This is a genomic window from Flavobacterium aquicola (assembly GCF_003385115.1).
Lineage (GTDB): Bacteria > Bacteroidota > Bacteroidia > Flavobacteriales > Flavobacteriaceae > Flavobacterium > Flavobacterium aquicola.
The window spans coordinates 129,176-151,189 of sequence record NZ_QUNI01000007.1; the positions used below are offsets into that span (position 1 = coordinate 129,176).

General features: G+C 34.2%; 20 protein-coding genes. 12 read left to right on the forward strand and 8 right to left on the reverse strand.

The features are described from left to right. Window positions 1-134 precede the first annotated feature (134 nt). Window positions 135-935 (forward strand): rhomboid family intramembrane serine protease, encoded by an 801-nt coding sequence (locus C8P67_RS13275; RefSeq protein ID WP_115813794.1) that lies wholly within the window; start codon window positions 135-137, stop codon window positions 933-935. 67 nt (window positions 936-1,002) lie between these two features. Here C8P67_RS13275 and rlmB read toward each other — a convergent pair whose 3' ends face one another. The 8 genes from rlmB to C8P67_RS13315 all read right to left on the reverse strand — a co-directional run bounded on the left by rlmB (window position 1,003) and on the right by C8P67_RS13315 (window position 15,066). After that, window positions 1,003-1,737, reverse strand: coding sequence for a 23S rRNA (guanosine(2251)-2'-O)-methyltransferase RlmB (gene rlmB / locus C8P67_RS13280; RefSeq protein WP_115813663.1), 735 nt, complete (start codon window positions 1,735-1,737; stop codon window positions 1,003-1,005). A gap of 83 nt (window positions 1,738-1,820) precedes the next feature. Next, entirely contained in the window at window positions 1,821-2,321 is a 501-nt protein-coding gene (locus C8P67_RS13285; RefSeq protein ID WP_115813664.1) for a lipid-binding protein, read from the reverse strand. 10 nt (window positions 2,322-2,331) lie between these two features. Further along, on the reverse strand, window positions 2,332-3,102 hold the full coding sequence (locus tag C8P67_RS13290) for an immunoglobulin-like domain-containing protein (RefSeq protein ID WP_115813665.1): 771 nt from the start codon (window positions 3,100-3,102) through the stop codon (window positions 2,332-2,334). Window positions 3,103-3,119: 17 nt separating this feature from the next. Beyond that, window positions 3,120-4,595, reverse strand: coding sequence for a SusD/RagB family nutrient-binding outer membrane lipoprotein (locus C8P67_RS13295; RefSeq protein WP_115813666.1), 1,476 nt, complete (start codon window positions 4,593-4,595; stop codon window positions 3,120-3,122). A gap of 12 nt (window positions 4,596-4,607) precedes the next feature. Then, a complete protein-coding gene (locus tag C8P67_RS13300; RefSeq protein WP_245980454.1) occupies window positions 4,608-7,766 on the reverse strand; it encodes a SusC/RagA family TonB-linked outer membrane protein in 3,159 nt (1,052 codons plus the stop codon). 633 nt (window positions 7,767-8,399) lie between these two features. Further along, window positions 8,400-9,908 (reverse strand): SusD/RagB family nutrient-binding outer membrane lipoprotein, encoded by a 1,509-nt coding sequence (locus C8P67_RS13305; protein WP_115813667.1) that lies wholly within the window; start codon window positions 9,906-9,908, stop codon window positions 8,400-8,402. 11 nt (window positions 9,909-9,919) lie between these two features. Continuing rightward, window positions 9,920-13,144, reverse strand: a complete 3,225-nt coding sequence (locus tag C8P67_RS13310; protein WP_115813668.1) for a SusC/RagA family TonB-linked outer membrane protein — start codon at window positions 13,142-13,144, stop codon at window positions 9,920-9,922. A gap of 266 nt (window positions 13,145-13,410) precedes the next feature. Continuing rightward, window positions 13,411-15,066: a BamA/TamA family outer membrane protein gene (locus C8P67_RS13315; protein ID WP_394338651.1), complete on the reverse strand. Its 1,656-nt coding sequence runs from the start codon at window positions 15,064-15,066 to the stop codon at window positions 13,411-13,413. Between C8P67_RS13315 and C8P67_RS22500 the strand changes: the two genes are divergently transcribed. The 11 genes from C8P67_RS22500 (at window position 15,015) to rplV (ending at window position 22,012) form a co-directional block, all read left to right on the forward strand. After that, window positions 15,015-15,125, forward strand: coding sequence for a hypothetical protein (locus tag C8P67_RS22500; RefSeq protein WP_115813669.1), 111 nt, complete (start codon window positions 15,015-15,017; stop codon window positions 15,123-15,125). The genes C8P67_RS13315 and C8P67_RS22500 overlap by 52 nt on opposite strands. Window positions 15,126-15,379: 254 nt before the next feature. After that, window positions 15,380-15,763 carry a 30S ribosomal protein S12 gene (gene rpsL, locus C8P67_RS13325; RefSeq protein ID WP_007136570.1) on the forward strand — a complete coding sequence of 128 codons (384 nt, stop codon included), beginning with the start codon at window positions 15,380-15,382 and terminating at the stop codon, window positions 15,761-15,763. A gap of 53 nt (window positions 15,764-15,816) precedes the next feature. Further along, window positions 15,817-16,293 (forward strand): 30S ribosomal protein S7, encoded by a 477-nt coding sequence (rpsG, locus tag C8P67_RS13330; RefSeq protein ID WP_026727879.1) that lies wholly within the window; start codon window positions 15,817-15,819, stop codon window positions 16,291-16,293. Between the two features lie 10 nt (window positions 16,294-16,303). Next, window positions 16,304-18,460, forward strand: a complete 2,157-nt coding sequence (fusA, locus tag C8P67_RS13335; protein WP_115813670.1) for an elongation factor G — start codon at window positions 16,304-16,306, stop codon at window positions 18,458-18,460. A 10-nt stretch (window positions 18,461-18,470) separates the two neighbouring features. Then, window positions 18,471-18,776, forward strand: coding sequence for a 30S ribosomal protein S10 (gene rpsJ / locus C8P67_RS13340; RefSeq protein ID WP_007803605.1), 306 nt, complete (start codon window positions 18,471-18,473; stop codon window positions 18,774-18,776). Window positions 18,777-18,932: 156 nt separating this feature from the next. Then, window positions 18,933-19,550, forward strand: coding sequence for a 50S ribosomal protein L3 (rplC, locus tag C8P67_RS13345; protein WP_115813671.1), 618 nt, complete (start codon window positions 18,933-18,935; stop codon window positions 19,548-19,550). Beyond that, the gene (gene rplD, locus C8P67_RS13350) at window positions 19,550-20,179 is read left to right on the forward strand and encodes a 50S ribosomal protein L4 (protein ID WP_115813672.1); all 630 of its coding nucleotides are present in this window, start codon (window positions 19,550-19,552) and stop codon (window positions 20,177-20,179) included. The genes rplC and rplD overlap by 1 nt, the downstream gene beginning before the upstream one ends. A 6-nt stretch (window positions 20,180-20,185) precedes the next feature. Continuing rightward, window positions 20,186-20,476, forward strand: coding sequence for a 50S ribosomal protein L23 (gene rplW, locus C8P67_RS13355; protein WP_115813673.1), 291 nt, complete (start codon window positions 20,186-20,188; stop codon window positions 20,474-20,476). A 6-nt stretch (window positions 20,477-20,482) separates the two neighbouring features. Further along, the gene (rplB, locus tag C8P67_RS13360) at window positions 20,483-21,307 is read left to right on the forward strand and encodes a 50S ribosomal protein L2 (RefSeq protein ID WP_115813674.1); all 825 of its coding nucleotides are present in this window, start codon (window positions 20,483-20,485) and stop codon (window positions 21,305-21,307) included. A gap of 6 nt (window positions 21,308-21,313) precedes the next feature. After that, window positions 21,314-21,592 (forward strand): 30S ribosomal protein S19, encoded by a 279-nt coding sequence (rpsS, locus tag C8P67_RS13365; RefSeq protein WP_035637298.1) that lies wholly within the window; start codon window positions 21,314-21,316, stop codon window positions 21,590-21,592. Window positions 21,593-21,598: 6 nt separating this feature from the next. After that, window positions 21,599-22,012, forward strand: coding sequence for a 50S ribosomal protein L22 (rplV, locus tag C8P67_RS13370; RefSeq protein WP_007803631.1), 414 nt, complete (start codon window positions 21,599-21,601; stop codon window positions 22,010-22,012). Window positions 22,013-22,014 lie beyond the last annotated feature (2 nt).

Consider the following 22,014-nt stretch of genomic DNA (forward strand, 5'->3'; position numbering starts at 1 on the left):
TCCATCAGGGCTAGGATATTTGTTTTTGTAATAAAATATGGCTTTATATGACAAAATAGCATTAAATTACTTTTGGACACATTTTTGATTTGTATTTAAAAGTAATTTTTGACAATAAAAATGCAGTTTTAGAAATGGAGGAAAATAATTTTAAATTCACGACTTCTGTGGTAGGAGTACCACTTTTTTTTGTGTTATTCCTGTGGTTTGTCTATTGGCTTGAGATTCGTTTTGGATTTGATTTTGAAGATAACGGTATTTTGCCGAGAACTGTTTCAGGATTGCAAGGTGTTATTTTTAGTCCTTTCATCCATTCCAATATTGAGCACCTCTATAATAATTCTATTCCATTATTGGTGCTTTTAGCAGCTTTGTTCTTTTTTTATAGTAAAGAGGCTTGGCGGATTGTAATATTTGGGATTTTGCTATCGGGCAGTATAACATGGCTTATAGGCAGGGAGAATTATCATATTGGTGCAAGTGGTTTAATCTATGTATTGGTTTCTTTTATTTTTTTCAAAGGAATCCAAACGCAGTATTATCGTTTGGTGGCTTTGTCTCTTACTGTGGTAGTGCTCTATGGCGGAATGGTTTGGTATGTTTTTCCAAAAATTGATGACACTATTTCTTGGGAAGGCCATCTGTCGGGTTTAATTTCAGGGTTAATACTTACTTTTTTCTTTAAAAAACTAGAGTTTAAAAAAGTAATAAAATACGATTGGGAGCACCCTGATTACAATCCTGCCGAAGATAAATTTATGCAGCGTTTTGATGAAAATGGAAATTTTGTCAATCTGCCCAAACCAGTAATTGACGAAGAAGTTTCAGTGGAAATCAATCCTTTTTTTCTTTCAGACTTAAATGTAGTATATGATTTTATCGAAAACAAAAAAGTGGTTATAAACGAAAAAAATGAATCAAAACCAGAGTCTTGATTCATTTTTTATTTTATTTTTTGAAATCTAAAAATAGTTAATCTAAATTCAAAAATCTGAAATCTTTCTAACCTCTCTGTCTTACCGCTTCGTATAAAAAAGCACCACAAGCTACAGAAACATTTAAAGAGCCGATCGATCCAAACATAGGCAGTTTTGCTTTTTCATCTATAATTTTAAGTACTGATGGATTTACTCCTCTATCCTCAGATCCCATAATAATAGCTACAGGTTCGTTTAGTGAGATATCATAAATATTTTGATCTGTTTTTTCGGTAGCTGCAACAGTTTTGATACCGCTGGCCTGCAAAAGAAAAATTGCGTCTTTAATGTGTTCAACTTTACAAATAGGAATATTAAATACAGCACCAGCAGATGTTTTAACCGTATCCCCATTTACAGGAGCGGAACCAGCTTTTTGAACAATTATACCATTAACACCTGTACATTCTGCTGTTCTAATTATGGCACCAAAATTACGCGCATCAGATATCTGATCTAAAATTAAAAACAAAGGTTTTTTGCCGTTTTCAATAACCGTTTCTATAAGGGTTTCCAAATCAAAAAACGAAATAGGGGAAATGCTTGCTACAGCTCCTTGATGATTATTTGGAGTCAATCGGTTTAGTTTTTCAACAGGAACATACGAAAAATTAATATTCCCGCGTTTCATCACCTTCATTAAGTCTTTCATTAGTTCGCCACTCGCTTCCTTCTGAATATATACTTTATCGACTGTTGCGCCCGCTTGAATAGCTTCAATTATTGCTCTAATTCCAAAAATTTGATGTTCTTTTTCCATGTGCGCGAAGGTAAGAAAAAGGTTTGTAAAAAAAAAACCACTCCTATTATGGAGTGGTTCATTTAATAGTGACAAATTAAATACTAGTATTCATCTTCTAAAAATCCAGTTCTTTTGTGACCTGAAAAAATAATAATATGTCCAGGGTCGTAACTAAATTCACCTTTAAAATAGATACTATCGGTAACATTCCCAGTTTTTGAATGTGCTGCATTTTTTAAGATTTTGCCTTCTGTAATAGTGAATGTTGATCCGGGATCAATCAAGTTTTCTTCATTCGTAGCGTCAAATGTAAGATTTGTAGTGTTTACTATAAGTTTTCCTTTTAACCAATAGCCTTTTTTATTATCATTAATGTACATCGTGTTGTTTCCATCATTTGTATCATAAGTAATATGATGAGCATGTTGTGCGATAACACCTGAAGCATCGCTTATGTCAATATACCATTCTCCATTCATTTTGACAGAAGGTGTATTAGCAGTTTCATAATCCTCGTAACCATTATTTTCACAAGAGTATAAAATGGTTATCATAAAAATACCTGAAAGTATTTTGCTGATATTGTTTTTTAATATATTCATCTTTGTCGAATTAAAGTTGTTCTTGTTTTAAAGTAGAAACGAAGTCATATGGTGTTGTTCCATTAGTTGCGGGTGCTTCCCAATGACATTTAAGAGTAATTGTTTTTGTAGCTGGATCAACTTCTAACCCAGTTATGTTTGAAACCCCTCCAAAGTATTCGTTGGTTAATGGGTTTCCAGGAAAAGTGAAAGTATTGGAAGGAATATTACCTGCTATTGTTCCTCCTTGAGTTGCGCTAGTTGGCCCAATAGAACGGCCTAGGTCATACCATCCTCCAAAAGCATCGGATACTCCAAATGTTCCGTCTGTGTTTTTCCAGATATATACATATTTCATGTCAACTGAACTTCCTTGTGCTGGATTTAGTAATGCATTGTTTCGTTTTGTCGTAGAAAGGTAAACACCTTCAATACTCGTGACTAGATCTCCAGTTTTGTATACAATAACAGTTCTGGTAATTGTATTTGAAAAACCATCTTTGTTTGTAGCTTTATAGGTCTGGGTATACTTATCTGCTTTATTGAGGTCTAATGTAGTTGCTTTTCTATAAATTCCAACAGCAGTTGAGGTGTACTTTATTGGTGCGCCATTTTCTGTCGCAATAATACCAGGGTCGGTATATGGTCCTCCTAGAGGAACAAATACTGTAGCGTTTCCATTTAGAGTCATAATTGGATAGTTGGTAATCGTCGATTCTATCTCTGGCTCAAGGCTGCAAGAAAACAATGTTAAAAAAAACATTGTAATTCCTGCTATTTTAAGTTTTTTTAAATTTTTCATATACTTTGAGTATTAGATTAGTTTTTTTGATCCCACCATACTTTTTGTATGATTGAATTTCTTTGGGCAATGTTAGGGTTTCTGTCTACTTCATTTTGAGCATAAAATAAAATACTTGGAACGGTGTTTCCTGTTAATATTGAAGTACGTGAAGATATTCTGTTTCCTTTCGAATAGTCTTCTGTTCCGAATGTTACTACCTCTGGGAATTTTGTTCTTGTACTTTCTATATACGCTTCTATATTGTTAACATTTGCTAAAGCTGCCCATTTTTGTACAATTACTTGTCGAACGGCTTGTTCTGTTGGTAAGCCTGTAACAAATTCATAAGCTCCTCCTGTAGCTGTTAAAGCAGTTGCTTCAGCTATTGGTAGACCGTAAGTTTTGAATGAATTCTCAACACCTAAATCATATTTTGCTTTAGCTCCCGATTGACCAGAATATCTAATTAATGCTTCAGCTTGTAAAAAGTTGCTTTCTGAAACAGTCATTAAATAAACTGGAGTGGTTTGTTTTACGTTTGGTCTTGCATAATTCACGGCAGTATTTGTGAAGTTCTCGCCATCTCCTTGATTTAATGCAGGGTAAGTTGAAGTAGCTGTAGGTCTATAAACTGCCACTTTTCTGGGGTCATTATTTAGCACATAAAACTGCATTAAAGTGTTGCTTGCAATGTGGTTAATATCTCCTAATCCATCACCAGAAGAAAGGTTAACTTCATAAAAAGGATTACGTCGAGAAGTTTGCTCAATAAATTTGGCAAAGGCGGCGTCAGTTGTTATAAAATTATTTTGTGCTAAAAGTGTTTTTACTGCAGCAGGATTAGCTTGCGGAGTATAAGACATACGCATATAAATTTTTAATTTAAGCGTATTTGCAAATTTAATCCAATCTGCCATAACTCCTCCATAAATAACATCTTGATTACCAAATCCTGAAGCTACTGGATTCGCATTGTATGCGTTTACAGCTGCGTCAATTTGTCTAATTAAATCAGCGTATATTTCATTGCCTGGAGTAACTTTTGGTTTTACATTTGCCACTCCTTCAAGCGCTTCAGTGTAAGGAACATCGCCAAAAACGTCTACTAATACTTGAAATGTATATACTTGTAACAATTTAGCAATAAGTACTTTTCCTGTATTTCCTTGTTTTTCTGATTCGGTTATTACAAATTTTAAATCGTTTAAACCTCCAGAATATAGTTCGTTCCAAGTTCTATCTCCAAAAGAAGTTGGAAGATTGTATTGATCTATAATATCATATTGTCCTGCACTAGGAGCTTGTGTGTAATATTGCGCATAGAACCCTCCTAGGTTTGCAAGCTCTCCACCAGTTATGGCAATTATTGAGGCTTCAGCTGAGGCTAGTGCTAAATCTGGCGTTATGGCTGTAGGAGTATTAGGATCGGTATTGATGTTTAATTCGTTTTCGCAAGAGGTTACTGTTCCCAGCGAAAAGAGTAGTATTAATATTTTATGTATATTTTTCATAATGTTTCTTTATTAAAAGTTTGCTTTTAGACTAAAACCAATACTTCTTGTTGATGGATTAGCACTAAACTCACCAAATTGACCTTCTAGATCGGTTCCAAACGTTGATGTTTCTGGGTCAATATACTGATTGCTGCTTGGTGTCCATAAGAATAAATTTCTTCCAACTACAGAAAAAGAAAGTGTGTTTATCGGAGTAGATTTTAAAAAAGTTTTAGGGAATTGGTAACTAATAATAATTTCTCTCAGTTTTACAAATGATTTGTCTATTACAGTCTCTCTATTATTAGCAACTGCACTATAATAATCATCTTGATGTTCCATATCTATTGGAGTCGTGTTGGGTTTATAGGTAACTGTTCCATCAGCAGCGGTTGTTTTAGTTACAGAACCTGGAACAATCCACGGTTGTCTATCATTGATGGTTGTTGTTATAGAATTTCCTGTAAAACGTGTAATATCTGCTGTTCTAGAATACATTAATCCACCTTGGCGAATGTCAAATGAGAAGTCTAAAGTTATGTTTTTATAACTAAGAGTGTTTCCAATACCCATCGTGTAGTCATATTGAGTATCTCCATATATTTGTTTTATTGGTGAAGCTACTGGTATTCCGTTAACGTCAACTACAATATTTCCGTCAGGGTCAGTTTCTGGAACACTGCCTTCAATCAACGCAAGAGGTGAACCTTCTTTTGCAATTAATGCTGTTGTAGATAATCCTCCTAAATTAAGTCTTCCCGTACCAGTTTCTAATTTTTCTAACATAGAATTATTTCTTGCAAAGTTTACAGTTGTTGACCATCCAAAACCATTGTTTTTAGGCTTTAAGAAGTTAAGTGTTACTAATGCTTCAATTCCTTCATTAGATATTGTTCCGACATTAGCCGTTTGTGTAGTATATCCTGTTGATGCAGCAAGATCTACAGGTACAATTTGATGAACGATTTTTGATTTATAGTAAGAGAAGTCTAAGTTTATAAAATTTTTGAAAAGTGAAGCTTCTATACCAAATTCATATTCTTTTCTTCGTTCAGGTTGTAAATCTGGATTTGCTGCTCTATTACCAACTTCATACCCGTTTACTCCGCTGAAAGGGTAAGTTAAGTTTCCAAAACCAAGTCCTACTGTTCCTTTTGTGTACACAGATCCAACTTGATATGGATTAGTATCAACCCCTGTTTCTCCATAGTTAGCTCTTAATTTTCCAAAATTTACGATGTCTTTAATTTCAGGAAAAGTATCAGTAAATACCCAGCTCGCATTAATACCTCCGTACAGCACTGATCGATTTGCTTCTGGTAATGTAGAATACCAGTCATTTCTTAAAGTTCCTGTTAAATACAATTGTTTTTTAAATGACAGGGTACTGGTGTTGTATATTCCATAAAGCTTTCTTTTTGATATACTAGAAGTGGCAATAGCACTTTCTGTGGAGTTATCAAAAGAATGAAAACCAGCAATATCTTGGCTTTTTACACTTCCAGAAATAGTGCTAAAATCTCTCTGATTTACATTGAAACCAAATGAAGATTCTAATTCTAAATCAGAACTAAGTTCAAGGTTTAAATTATACAAAAATTCATGGTTAACTTGTTTGTTTAGAGATTTGGATTCAAAATAACTACCAGGCTGCTCTGTTGAAGATCCATCATTCGGACTTCCAGGCAGAGCATCAACTCTTTCCTGCCATACAGCTAGGCTTTCGGAAGATTGATCTATACCAAATCTGTATATTACATTTGACCATGAGTTTAATTCGTAATTAAGATCTATTGAGCCGTAAATTCTATCTTTAGTGAACTTTGATCCGTTTTCATTTAATGTGAAATAAGGATTTGTAACACCGTAAGGAGTATAATAATTTGAAACAGTATTAAAAGGGTCGTTTTTGTAGTCTTTAAATTCTGTAATTGAAATATCAGTTGGGATTTGCATCAAGTTATTCATAACTGTCAATCCTTGACCGGTTGCTACGCCACTTCCACTAGTGCTTACATAATTTAAATTTCCGCCTATTGTAAGTTTTTTTACTTTTGTACTTGCTGATAAACCTAATGTATTTCTATTGAATGCATCAGCCTCAGTTGGCATAATTCCATCTTGACTTGAGTTAGAGTAGGATAATCTAACTGTAGAATCTCCAGTACCACCAGAAATGGATAAGGAATTTAAATAGCTTGTTCCCGTATCAAAAAAATGCTCCAATTGGTCTTCTTGAAAAGAGAATGGTTTTATTTTTTGTGCATTATCAACAACATTTCCCCATGGTTTTATTGCTCCGTCAAACTTAGGTCCCCATGATCCATTTTCGCCTAGAAAATGCTGAGCATTCCAGCCTTGTCCAAATTGATCTTGATATTTTGGTGTTCTTAGGATTTCTGTGAAATTAGTTGCATTAGAATAGCTAATTTCCATTTTTCCAGATTTTCCTTTTTTTGTTGTAATAAGGATAACACCACTTGCAGCTCTAGATCCGTATAAGGCTGTTGCAGCTGCTCCTTTAAGAAGTGACATTGTTTCGATATCTTCTGGATTTATGTCTCCAGATCCACGACCAAAATCATAACCTCCGCTTAAGTCATCAGAGTAGCTTGATCCATTATTTATTGGAATCCCATCAACAACATAAAGAGGCTGATTGTTTCCTGTCAAACTGCTAAAACCTCTGATGATTACTCCTGATGAAGCTCCTGGATCTGAGGATGCACTAGAAATTGTTACGCCAGCGACTTTTCCTTTTAGTGCATCAGCAATATTAGATTGTGAAGATTTGTTTAGTTCTTCTGATCCAACAGTCGTAGCTGAGTAGCCTAGCGATTTTTTTTCTCTCTTAATACCTAGTGCGGTGGTAACAACGACGCTTTCTAGTTGTGTAGCATCATTGGTTAACTTAACGTTTAACGTTGTAGAACTTGCAGATTTCTCTGTAGATTTCATCCCAATGTAACTAAATATCAATACATCACTTGGGGCTGCTTTGATAGAATACTTTCCATCGAAATCTGATTGAGTTCCATTTTTTGTTCCTTTTATTAACACACTAACACCCGGTAAAGGCATGCCTGCGTTATCAGAAACAATTCCTGAAACAGATCTTTCTTGCGCAAATGTTAGTTGCGCCACTAGTACCACAAGGAGTACTAGGAATCCATTGAACTTTAGTTTCATTTTTAAAAATTTTGAATTAGTTGCGTAAAATTCATAATAATTTGTTAATTATCCTAATATCTGAAACCCTTTTTTTGAGCAAGGCTTAAATTTAACATTATAACTTATTATTATGTTTGTGTTATAAAATTATATTTTTATTCTTTTTATTCGTGATTTTTGTAGGAAATAATCCTTACTGTTATGGAATTATAATTTCAGTTTTAGTTCTTTATTATCTGCTTATAAGGGTTTCTATTGTTTTGAAATACTGTTTTTTATGTATTATTATTTGATTTATTTTACTAAGAAAAAACTTTCAGATGTTTTATTATTTTAAATCGAATTTGTTTGAGGTTATTTTGTGGACTTGCTCTTTTTATATAAATACGTAATTTATATTTTTAATTAATTGCGTATAATTGTTTTTGTTAATTTTTTATCAATTCAATATTTTAAGATTGTTGCGATTTTTTAATCCTTAATTTAGTTATAAGTTTATAATGAATGTGATATTTATATTGCTAGTAACTCCTTTATGGCATAATATTTCAGAGATTTGTTTTGTTGTATGTAATTTCGTCTAAAATAAAACGCATAAAAAAACCATCAGCTAGGCTGATGGTTTTAATTGAAATTATATCTCGATGTTAATTAGTCAACATCCCAAAATAATTTAGTTTTTAATTTGTCTCCTCCAATTGAAGTTGAAGCAGCTTGATAATTAGTTGCATTTAAAGTTTGTTCTCTAATAGGGTATGCCATTCTTGATGGAATTTGACCTTCGGCAGCTTGATCTGCAGAAGCCGGTGGAAGAAGTACAGGGAAGTTTAATCTTCTTGTCGATGTCCATCCTTCAAAACCTCTATTAAATTTTGCATACCAAGATTGTTCACCAATTTTTTGTTGCCAAGTAGTTCCTGGAGCAGTTGCATAAGCAACAGATGGTTGATTTAAGTATGCAGTAGCTTCTGCAGTTGGAACTCCCCAATCATCCATTGATGCTTGTATTGCAGTAGTGTAATGAGATTCAATAGTTCCTCCAACTGCCACCCCTCTTGCAACAGCTTCAGCTAATAAAAATTCTACTTCAGAATAATCTAATAAGGTGCCCTTGAAAGTTGCAGACTTAATTAATGCACTTGGATGTGTAAATCTAGATTGGCTATTTTTTACTCCAACAACTCCACCTTTATATCCAGTCACAGTGTATAAGTCTCCATTTGCATCAACAGCTCTATAGGTAGGTTTAAAATAGAAAGCTTTGCGAGGATCGTTTAAGGTTACTAAAGCGTCAACAAAAGGTTTAGCTGCAACGAAATCGTTTCTTCCTGAAAAAACTAAATCTACATAGATAGGATTAGTATTTGGTAAGTTGTCCATATAGCTTAATTTTGCATTATCGTCATTTGAAGTAAAGCCTCCTGCAGCTCCTGTTTGGATTGCTGCATCTGCAATCGCAGATTCTAATCCTGAAGCTTTAAGATTTATACCCAATTTTAATTTGATGCTATTTGCAAATTTTACCCAAGCAGTTAAATCATCTCCGTAAATTACATCTGCTGTATCAAATGCTGTTGCATCTGTGTCGATTGTTGCTATGTCCTTATTCAAACGAACAATAAGATCTTTGTAAATATCTACCGCTTTGTCATATTTTGGCAAGTAGTCTTTAGAGCCTTGTAAAGCTTCAGAGTAAGGGATATCACCAAAAGTATCCACCAATATTTGGTACGTATAAACGGTCAAGATATCAATTAAAATTAATTGATTTTTCTTTGTTACTGTTTTTGTTTCAAATTCTGGATCAGTGGCTAAAATTTCAGTATTTTCTAACTTAGTTTTAGCACTGCTTAGATCAGCTAACGGTCCTGCGTACAATTGGTTCCAATGATTATCTGAGATTTTTCTTGCTGTCCAGTTGTAATTCGATTCATCCAAATAAGTGGTTTCTGTCCATTGTTGGTTAACCAGTCTGAAAATATTTTTATTAACGTTTGAGTTTACCATTTGTTCAGTCAATGTTTTTTCAGCACTTGTAAATAATGAAGATGCTGGAACCTGTGATGGGTTTTTATCATCAACATTTAAGTCTGTAAGAGCATTATCATCACAGGAAACAGTGAGGATAAGAAGTCCTAAGGCATATATTATTTTTTTCATTTCTTTTTGTATTAAAATTTAAATGTTAAGTTAAACCCAATATCTCTAGTTGTAGGAAGTGATCCTACTGAATATCCTCTTGAGCTATTTCCTGATGATAATCCACTTTCAGGATCTGCATAAGGTAGGTTTTTACTAATTATCCATAGATTTGAACCTAACAAACTTAATGAAGCACTATTTACAAATGTTCCTTCGAAGAAGTTTTTAGGAAAGTTGTAAGTAATAGAAACTTCTCTTAATTTTACGTAAGAAGCATCATATACAAATGCTTTGTTTGGCTCTACTAAATAACCGTAGTTATTATTAGGACTGAAACCACCGGCGTTTTTAACTGCAACTGTATTTGGAGTTCCGTCAGGAGCTACGCCAGCATGTACAACACCATTTTCTCTGATATTGTCTACAGCGGTTTCTTTGTATAATCCTGTTGCAAGACCATAATACATGTCTAAAGAGAAAATGTCTCCGCCTTGTTGAGTGTCAATTAAGAAGCCTAAAGAAACATTTTTATAAGTAAATTTATTTCTAACACCACCCATCCAATCTGGAGTGACGTTACCAATATTGTTTGTCGCTGAGGTAGTAATTAAGTAACTACCAGTAGTTTGATCGATAGTTTTTTGACCATTAGTATATACGTAGTCAGTTCCTTTTAGAGTACCGTATGCTTCACCAGGTGTGGCATTTACAGTAACACCACCTTGGAAAGATCCTAATTGTAAGTTGTCTACACCAGCTGGTAACGCAACAACTTTACTCTCATTATTAGACCAGTTTACGGTAATATCCCAGCTAAAGTCTTTAGTTCTAATCGGTGTAGCTGTTAATTGTAACTCTAAACCTGTGTTTTCGATATCTCCACCATTTACATAAGCATTTGTAAAAGTAGATGCAGATGAAACTGCAGCAGCAACAATTTGGTCTACAGAGTTTGTTTTGTAGTATGTTGCATCAAAACCTAAGCGTCTGTCAAAGAAGCTAGTTTCTAAACCAACTTCAAATGATTTTGTTCTCTCTGGTTTAAGATTTGGGTTGTTATTGATACTACGGAATGGATTTGCTAATGCGTTTGTGTAAACAGGCTGGTTTTGGAAGTTTGGATTCCTGGAATATGTGTTTACTAAGCTCAATGCAGGAGCATCGTTACCTACTTCAGCATAATTTACTCTTAATTTTCCTAAGTTTAACCAGTCAGCTTTAAGTACATTTGAAAATACAAATGAACCAGAAACTGCAGGATATACATATGAATTATTTCCGGCAGGTAAGGTTGAAGAAACATCTCTTCTAATAGATGCGTCAACAAAATAAGTATCTAAGTATCCAACTGATCCTTGAGCGTAAATACCATCAACACCTGCCGCAATTTTTTGCTCTTTTGGGAAAGGTAATTCATAACGAGAATTAGATAATGCGTAAATCCCAGGAGTTACTAAACCTCCAATTGTTGAAGAAAGTACATTGTCTTTGTTAGTTCTTCTGATATTAGCACCTAATACTCCATTTAAGCTTATGTCTTCTCCTAATTTCTTATTGAAGTTTAACATTAAATCATAATTAACTTCTTGGTAACTTATAGCAAATCTTTGATATCCTGATGCTTCGTCTACAGGTGAAAGACCAAATCCAGCAGCAATAGATCCTACAGCTCTTCTTTCTTCCTGCAGTTCGTTATAGGTATCTAAAGATACTCTACCAACAGCACTCATCCAATCAGTAATTTTGTAGTCAAGAGATGCGTAGCTGAACAAACGTGTTCTTTCATCTGAAGAATAATTTTGATATCGTGTAAAGTATGGATTGTCCCAGTAAGCTGGTACTAATCCTTCTGGAGATGTTGGATCAGCCCAGTTCCATGTTATATTTTGGCCTCCAGAAGCTTTGTAAACTTGTTCTAAAGATTTGATGTCAGTGTTGGTTTGCCACCACTGTCTAAAAGCTCCCATGATGTTATCATTATATCCTGTAGAGTTTCTACCTACAGTGTTTTGCAATGTTACTGCTGCATATGCATTGGCAGTTAATTTATCTGTAATTTTTTGGCTAAATCTAGCGCTTAATTGATTTTTTTTCAATTCACTATTTGGTAAAATACCTGTTTGATTTGTGTTTACATATGACATAGATAAACTAGATCTATCAGTAGATTTCTCAAGAGAAAGACTGTTAGTATAGGTTTTAGCGTCATTGAAAAATGTTATTGGGCCATTTTTTGCTGCTGTCCATGGAGTAGCTTTGCCAAAGTTTGGGGAATATGGGGTAAAAGCATCCCATTGGTATACAGGTTGACCATTGAAAGGGTCACCATATGAAGCATCATTTGATGTGTCAACTGTGTCTGGTGTTCCAGTTCCTAAGAATGAAGTCCCTAGTCCGTAACCAGATCCATATTTGTTTTGATACTCTGGAAAAGTTGATTTATCAACGGTACCAATAGATGCATTACTAGAGAAAGTGAAACCAACTTTGTTATCTTTAGTTGGCTTTCCTTTTTTTGTAGTAACCATTACTACACCATTACTGGCTCTTGATCCGTAAAGCGCTGTTGCGGCAGCTCCTTTAAGAACGTTGATGCTTTCAATGTCTTCTTGATTAATGTCGGAAATAGTGTTTCCATAGTCATAACCACCTCCGCCAGTTAGCTGGGCTGACGCATTTGAATTTGAATTATCAACAGGTACTCCATCAATTACCCAAAGAGCTTGATTATTTCCTGTTAAAGATTTGTTGCCTCTAATAACAACGTTTGTGGAGCCACCAAAGTTTGTATTTCTTGATACTTCAAGACCTGCTACTTTACCTGAAAGAAGGTTTGCAACATTAGGAGTTGCAGTACCACCATTTAAGTCTTTTCCTTGAACTTGTTGTGAGGAGTATCCAAGAGATTTTTTTTCTCTTTTAATTCCCATAGCAGTAACAACTACGCTTTCTAATTGTGTAGCGTCGCTGGCTAATTTTACGTTTAGTGTTGTTGAGCTTGCAGATTTTTCTGAAGTCTTCATTCCAACATAGCTAAATACCAATACGTCGTTTGGTTGTGCTTTGATAGAGTATTTTCCATCAAAATCAGATTGGGTTCCATTTTGGGTGCCTTTTATTAATACACTTACACCGGGTAGAGGTATACCTGCATTGTCGGAAACAATCCCTGAAACAGATCTTTCTTGCGCAAAATTAATTTGCGTTACTAGTACTACTAAGAGTACTAAGAGTCCATTGAACTTTAGTTTCATTTTTAAATATTTTGAATTAGTAGCGCAAAAATCATAATAATTTGTTAACTATCCTATAATATAGATGCTTTTTATGTATGCATATATAATTTATTTTTTTAACTTATTTTTGTAATTATGTTATAGTTGTATTGTTTTTTTGTGTATATAAGTATTATTTTTAACATTATTTTTGCGAAATGTTTGTTTATTTACTAATTTACTTAATGTTAAAATTATATTTTTATAACATATTAGCATTAAAATGTTATAAAAAACACTACGTGTTAAAATCTGATAGTGTAATTTATAATGACAATGGTATTTGAGAACTTAATTTCTTCATTTTTAGACTTTCCGTTTGTTATGGCAAATTTCAATAGACCATTAGAGGTTCTTGCTCCTAATCCGAGTCCGATACCTAGAATTTTTTCTTTTTTTTCGTTTATTGATAAAATTGTCGGATCCTCGTAATAGCAGTAGTCAAGGATGGAATTGAAGTATAAATTAGATGAAATTAAATATCTATATTCTGTCATTAATGCAATCATCAGATTTCCTTGTAGGCTGTTTTCGGAAAAACCTCTTATCGAGTTCATTCCTCCAAAACGATGGAGTTCATTTGTGATATAATTTTCACTTTTTAGGAAATAATTTTGATTTTTTACATTTATAATATTTTTCTCATTAATATAAAAATCATTCATTATGTTAAAATTTGCAAAATTTTGTTTTTGAGGTGAGCCTTCAGATATGGTTCTTTTTCCGTTTCCAATTGTTAAGTTGATTGAGGATTTTGTTGGAAACAATTTGTTTTTTGAATTGTTTTTTTTCAATTCTGCAGAGGCGGTATAGAAAGTGTTTTTGTAATCGGATAAATTCTCGCTGTTCAGGTTTTGAATGTCACTTGACTCTGTAGATTCAAATCCAAGATATATGCGTTTGTTGTAATTTAGAAAATAGCCTAATTGCAGGGCGGTCTTTGTGTTTTGAAAAATACTGTCTTGTTTGAAAATATTTATTTGTGCTTTTATAGCTATTGGGCTGTTGAATATATAAGGTATATTTAAATTAGCATTAAAAAGTCTTTGATTATTGCCGTCGTTCTTCCAGTATATAGATAATTCTTCTCCGTTTCTAAGTGCATTTACAAGAGTCAGGTCTAGATATCCATTAAACTGAATTTTTTTGTTTTCAGTATTGTTGAATCCCAGATAGCCATCAAAATTATTTGCTTTTCTTTTTTCTAAATATATAAATACTTTGGTGGTGTCTTGTGTGAATAGTATTTCTGGAAATTTAATTTGATTTATAAATCCGAATTCTTCAAAGTCATGATTTATTTGTTTTACGGTTTCTTGATTGAAAATTGAGTTTTTGTATTTCTTTTCGATTTGTTTTTGGGCTCCTTTTGGGAAAAGTTTTTTTTGTTGCTCATTGGAGTATTTTATTTCTATAGCATTTAAATTTCTTTTTTTGTCTGTCGAGATTGATAAGTCGGCATATAGATCTTGATTTTTCTGCTTGATATTGGTGAGTTTTACTTTTGCGAATGCATAGCCATTTTTTTCTAAATTTTGCAGAGTGTGTTTTAAAAATGGTTCTGTTTGAGAATATGGCAATATTATTGAATCTTGATTTTGTTCAAAAAAATTGGTTAATAATAAATTGTTTTTTATACCTATATATATATGTATACTTTTTATTCTTTTTCCAAGTGAAATTTTGGCGCTGAAACTGCTGTCGTTTTCTTTCTTTTTTTCTAATATCTGGTTGTTGATATAGCCGTTTTCTTTTAGTTTTTGGCTAATGTTATTTATCTCTTCAATGATTAGTTTTGCGCTTTGGTGCTTTTGGATGTAACCAATGGAGTCAATTATTTTGGTTTCTGATGTCGTTTTACCAATTATATGTAGTTGAAAATTTTGGGCTGAAGAACTCAATCCGAAAATTAAAAATAAGAAATAGAATATTGAAGATTTCAAATGAGTTTAAATTTTAATAAAAGTAATGCAAATATCTAATGTTTGCTATAAAATTTGCAGGATAAATAATGGTAACGAAATAGCATTGGTTCTATTGTTCTGTTTCGATTGAGGTTGTAATAATAAGCTATTCTGTATCTTATTAATAAACAAATGTTTACTTCTGTTGAAAATTAATGTGTTATGGTTTGTTTAGTGAAAAATATTTTATACATTTGCAACCCCGTAAAAAGCGGGAATTTTATAAACAAGTAATTTTTAGTATTTAATTATGCCAACTATTCAACAATTAGTAAGAACAGGAAGAACTCAGATCACTAAGAAGAGTAAATCGGTTGCTTTAGATTCTTGTCCACAACGTCGTGGTGTATGTACGCGTGTTTACACAACTACTCCAAAAAAACCAAACTCTGCAATGCGTAAAGTAGCGCGTGTACGTTTGACTAATGGAAATGAGGTGAATGCTTACATCCCAGGTGAAGGACATAATCTACAAGAGCACTCGATAGTATTAGTGCGAGGCGGAAGAGTAAAAGATTTACCAGGAGTTAGGTATCACATTGTTCGTGGTGCGCTTGATACATCAGGTGTAGCAGGAAGAACGCAGCGTCGTTCAAAATATGGTGCAAAACGTCCAAAAGAAGCTAAAAAGTAAATCAACTCACGTAAAGATGCGATTTATCGCAACTGCGTAAAAAAACAAAAGACATGAGAAAAAGAGCGGCAAAGAAAAGACCACTTTTACCGGATCCAAGGTTTAATGACCAATTGGTAACGCGTTTTGTGAACAACTTAATGTGGGATGGTAAGAAATCAACAGCTTTCAAAGTTTTTTATGATGCAATTGATATCATTGAAACTAAAAAGCAAAATGACGAAAAAACTTCATTAGAAATCTGGAAAGATGCTTTAACAAACGTTATGCCTCACGTAGAAGTACGTAGCCGTAGAGTTGGTGGAGCTACATTCCAAATTCCAATGCAAATTAGACCAGACAGAAAAATTTCTATGGCTATGAAATGGTTGATTCTTTATTCAAGAAGAAGAAACGAAAAATCTATGGCTCAGAGATTGGCTTCAGAATGTTTAGCTGCTGCTAAAGAAGAAGGAGCTGCTGTTAAGAAAAGAATGGATACTCACAAAATGGCAGAAGCTAACAAAGCTTTCTCTCACTTTAGATTTTAATTCTTAAGAAATGGCTAGAGATCTTAAATATACAAGAAACATAGGAATTGCTGCTCACATTGATGCTGGTAAAACAACAACAACTGAGCGTATTTTATTCTATACTGGAAAATCACACAAAATTGGTGAAGTACACGATGGTGCTGCAACAATGGACTGGATGGCACAAGAGCAAGAAAGAGGTATTACTATTACTTCTGCAGCTACAACTTGTGAATGGAATTTTCCAACTGAACAAGGTAAAACTTTACCTGAAACTTTACCATATCACTTTAATATTATTGATACCCCAGGACACGTTGACTTTACAGTTGAAGTAAACCGTTCTTTGCGTGTACTTGATGGTTTGGTTTTCTTATTTAGTGCGGTTGATGGTGTTGAGCCTCAATCTGAAACTAACTGGAGATTAGCAGATCAATATCGTGTGCCACGTATGGGATTCGTTAATAAAATGGACCGTCAAGGGTCAAACTTCTTAGGGGTTTGTCAGCAGGTTAGAGATATGTTGAAATCAAATGCTGTTGCGATCACTTTGCCAATTGGTGAAGAGAATGATTTCAAAGGTGTTGTGGATTTAGTAAAAAATCAAGCTATTGTTTGGCATGATGCTACTCAAGGAGCTACTTTTGACATCATCGATATCCCTGCGGATATGGTTGCTGAAGTAAAAGAATACAGAGATATCCTTATCGAAGCGGTTGCTGATTATGATGAGAACCTGCTTGATAAATACATGGAGGATCCGGATTCTATTACTGAAGAAGAAATCAATAAAGCTTTAAGAGCTGCGACTATTGATATGGCTATCATTCCTATGATTGCTGGTTCTTCTTTCAAAAACAAAGGAGTTCAATTCATGTTAGATGCAGTATGTAAATACTTGCCATCTCCAATGGATAAAGAAGGTATTGCTGGTATTCACCCAGATGATGCTGAATTATTAGAAGAAGATCAAACTCAAATTTTACGTAAACCAGATGTAAAAGAGCCTTTCGCTGCTTTGGCATTTAAGATTGCTACTGACCCATTCGTAGGTCGTTTGGCTTTCTTCCGTGCTTATTCAGGAAGACTTGATGCTGGTTCTTATGTGTTGAATACTCGTTCTGGTAACAAAGAAAGAATTTCTCGTATCTACCAAATGCACGCTAACAAACAAAATCCAATCGAATATATTGAGGCTGGAGATATTGGAGCTGCTGTTGGATTTAAAGATATCAAAACTGGAGATACATTGTGTGATGAAAAACACCCAATCATTCTTGAGTCAATGAAATTCCCTGCACCGGTAATTGGTATTGCTATTGAGCCTAAAACTAAAGCTGACGTTGATAAAATGGGTATGGCTTTGGCTAAATTAGCTGAAGAAGATCCGACATTTACGGTTAGAACTGACGAAGCTTCAGGACAGACTATTATCTCAGGTATGGGTGAGCTTCACTTAGATATCTTGGTTGATAGAATGAAACGTGAATTCAAAGTTGAAGTAAACCAAGGTGAGCCTCAAGTTGAGTACAAAGAAGCTTTTACAAAATCTGCTCAACACAGAGAAACTTACAAAAAACAATCTGGAGGTCGTGGTAAATTCGGTGATATCGTATTTGTACTTGAGCCTGCTGATGAAGTAGATGGTAAAGTTCCTGTAGGATTGCAGTTTGTGAATTCTGTAAAAGGAGGTAACGTACCGAAAGAATATATCCCTTCTGTAGAGAAAGGTTTCCGTGAAGCTATGAAAACTGGTCCTTTAGCGGGATACCAAGTAGATAGTTTGAAAGTTACTTTATTGGATGGATCTTTCCACCCTGTGGATTCTGATGCTCTTTCTTTTGAATTAGCAGCTAGAATGGGTTATAGAGAAGTGGCTAAAGCTGCTGGAGCTGTAATTCTTGAGCCAATCATGAAAATGGAAGTTATTACACCAGAAGAAAACATGGGGGATATCGTAGGTGATATTAACCGTCGTAGAGGTCAAGTAAATGACATGGGTGATAGAAATGGTGCTAAAACAATCAAAGCTGATGTGCCATTGTCTGAAATGTTTGGATATGTAACAACTTTGAGAACTTTATCTTCAGGTCGTGCAACATCTACAATGGAATTTTCACACTACGCTGAAACGCCTTCTAATATTTCAGAAGCAGTAATCAAAAAAGCAAAAGGAAACGCTTAATTTTAAGAAAATGAGTCAAAAAATCAGAATAAAACTAAAATCTTACGATCACATGTTGGTGGATAAGTCTGCTGAGAAGATTGTAAAAACAGTAAAAACTACTGGTGCTGTTGTAACTGGTCCAATTCCGTTACCAACACACAAAAAACTTTTTACAGTATTGCGTTCTCCGCACGTAAACAAAAAAGCAAGAGAGCAATTTGAAGTAATGTCATATAAGAGATTAATTGATATTTATTCATCTTCTTCTAAAACTATTGATGCTTTAATGAAGCTTGAATTGCCAAGCGGAGTTGAAGTGGAAATCAAAGTTTAAGTACTTTAAGAGTAAAAAGGAACGCTGTTTTTAAGTAAAAAATATTTTTTTGGTTTGTGTGTAAATAAGTTATACATTTGCACCCACAAAAAAAAATAGAATTTTGCTTAAAAGCTGCGTTCTATATTTATATTTAATAATTAATAATTAATATTTATGTCTGGGTTAATTGGTAGAAAAATCGGCATGACTAGTATTTTCGATGAAAACGGGAAAAATATTCCTTGTACAGTAATCGAAGCTGGACCATGTGTTGTTACCCAAGTCAGAACCAAAGGTGTTGACGGGTACGAAGCGTTGCAACTTGGTTTCGATGACAAAAACGAGAAACATTCCACAAAAGCGGCTGTTGGTCACTTTAAAAAAGCTGGAACTGTAGCTAAGAAAAAAGTCGTTGAATTTCAAGATTTTGCAACAGAACAAAAATTAGGAGATCTTATTGAGGTTTCAATTTTTGAAGAAGGAGAATTTGTAGATGTACAAGGTGTATCTAAAGGTAAAGGTTTTCAAGGGGTTGTTAAACGTCACGGTTTTGGTGGTGTTGGACAAGCAACTCATGGTCAGCACAACCGTTTAAGAGCGCCAGGTTCTGTAGGAGCTTCTTCTTATCCATCTAGAGTATTCAAAGGAATGCGTATGGCTGGAAGAATGGGAGGAGATAATGTAAAAGTTCAAAACCTTAGAGTTTTAAAAGTAGTTGCTGAAAAGAATCTGCTTGTTGTTAAAGGGTGTATTCCTGGTTGCAAAAACTCTTATGTAATCATTCAGAAGTAATGGAAGCAAAAGTATTAGATTTCAATGGAAAAGATACTGGAAGAAAAGTTCAACTTTCTGATTCAGTATTCGGTATAGAACCAAATAATCACGCAGTATATCTTGATGTTAAGCAATATCTTGCTAATCAACGTCAAGGAACGCACAAAGCTAAAGAAAGAGCTGAAGTTGCGGGAAGTACTCGTAAAATAAAAAAACAAAAAGGAACTGGTACTGCTCGTGCGGGTAGTGCAAAGAACCCATTGTTTAAAGGTGGTGGAACAGTTTTCGGACCAAGACCAAGAAGTTATTCATTTAAATTGAATAAAAGCTTGAAAAGATTGGCTAGAAAATCTGCTTTCTCAATTAAAGCAAAAGAGTCGAACATTATCGTTCTTGAAGATTTTAATTTTGAAACACCAAACACTAAGAATTTTGTTAATGTTTTGAAAGCTTTAGAGTTAGAAAACAAAAAATCTTTGTTTGTGTTGGGTGATACGAATAAAAATGTATATTTGTCGTCACGAAATTTAAAGGCGTCTAATGTTGTAAGTAGCAATGAATTAAGTACTTATGCTATTTTGAATGCTAATAATTTAGTGCTTTTGGAGAGTTCTTTGGAAGTAATTGAAGAAAATTTAAGTAAATAATAGGATATGAGCATCATAATTAAACCTATAGTAACGGAAAAAGTAACCAAAGAAAGTGAAGTTTTAAACCGCTTCGGATTCGTTGTTGACAGAAAAGCAAACAAAGTACAAATTAAGAAAGCTGTTGAAGCTGCTTACGGAGTAAATGTTTTGAGTGTTAACACAATTAACGTAAGACCGGACAGAACTACAAAATACACTAAAAGTGGTTTAATCAGTGGAAAGACTAACGCAATTAAAAAAGCGATTGTTCAAGTACAAGAAGGAGAAACAATTGATTTTTACAACAATATCTAAGATAAAATGTCAGTAAGAAAATTAAAACCTATTACCCCAGGTCAGCGATTTAGAGTTGTGAATGGTTATGACGCCATTACAACTGATAAGCCGGAACGCTCTTTGATAGCGCCGATAAAAAACTCTGGAGGTAGAAATAGTCAAGGAAAGATGACCATGCGTTATACGGGTGGTGGTCACAAGCAGAGATATCGTATTATTGATTTCAAACGTACAAAAGAAGGAATTCCAGCTACAGTGAAATCAATTGAGTATGATCCAAATCGTACTGCATTTATCGCTTTATTAGCTTATGCTGATGGTGAGAAAACTTATATTATTGCTCAAAACGGATTGAAAGTTGGACAGAAAGTTGTTTCTGGACCAGAATCTCAACCAGAAATTGGTAATACTTTACCTTTAAGCAGAATTCCTTTGGGAACTGTTATATCTTGTATTGAATTGAGACCAGGACAAGGAGCTGTTATTGCTCGTTCTGCTGGAACATTTGCTCAATTAATGGCAAGAGACGGAAAATATGCTACAATTAAAATGCCTTCAGGTGAAACAAGATTGATCTTGTTGACTTGTTCAGCTACAATTGGAGCAGTTTCTAATTCAGACCACCAATTAGTTGTATCTGGTAAAGCAGGTAGAACAAGATGGTTAGGAAGAAGACCAAGAACAAGACCAGTAGCGATGAACCCGGTTGATCACCCAATGGGAGGTGGTGAAGGACGTTCTTCTGGAGGTCATCCACGTTCAAGAAATGGAGTACCAGCTAAAGGTTATAGAACTCGTTCTCCGAAAAACCCGAGTAATAAGTATATCGTAGAACGTAGAAAGAAATAATAAGATATGGCACGTTCATTAAAAAAAGGACCTTTCGTTCATTATAAGTTAGACAAGAAAGTTGCAGAAAACATCGCAGGTGGAAATAAAGGAGTTGTTAAGACATGGTCTAGAGCTTCTATGATTACTCCAGACTTTGTTGGACAAACTATCGCAGTTCATAACGGTCGTCAATTTGTACCAGTTTACGTAACTGAAAACATGGTAGGTCACAAATTAGGAGAATTTTCACCAACTAGATCTTTTAGAGGTCATGCTGGAGCAAAAAATAAAGGTAAAAAATAAGAAGCAATGGGAGTTCGTAAAAGAGAAACAGCAGATGCGAGAAAAGAGGCTAATAAGTCTATTGCTTTCGCGAAATTGAATAACTGCCCTACTTCACCTAGAAAAATGCGCTTAGTAGCGGACTTGGTAAGAGGTCAGAAGGTAGAAAGAGCACTTAACATATTAAGATTCAGTTCTAAAGAAGCTTCAAGAAAATTAGAAAAACTATTATTATCTGCAATCAATAACTGGGAGCAAAAAAATAGTGAAGGTAATCTTGAAGAAGCTGGATTATTTGTTAAAGAAATCCGTGTTGACGGTGGAATGATGTTGAAAAGACTTCGTCCAGCGCCACAAGGTAGAGCACACAGAATAAGAAAACGTTCTAACCACGTTACAATCGTGTTAGGAGCTATCAATAACACACAAAGCAATTCTTAAGC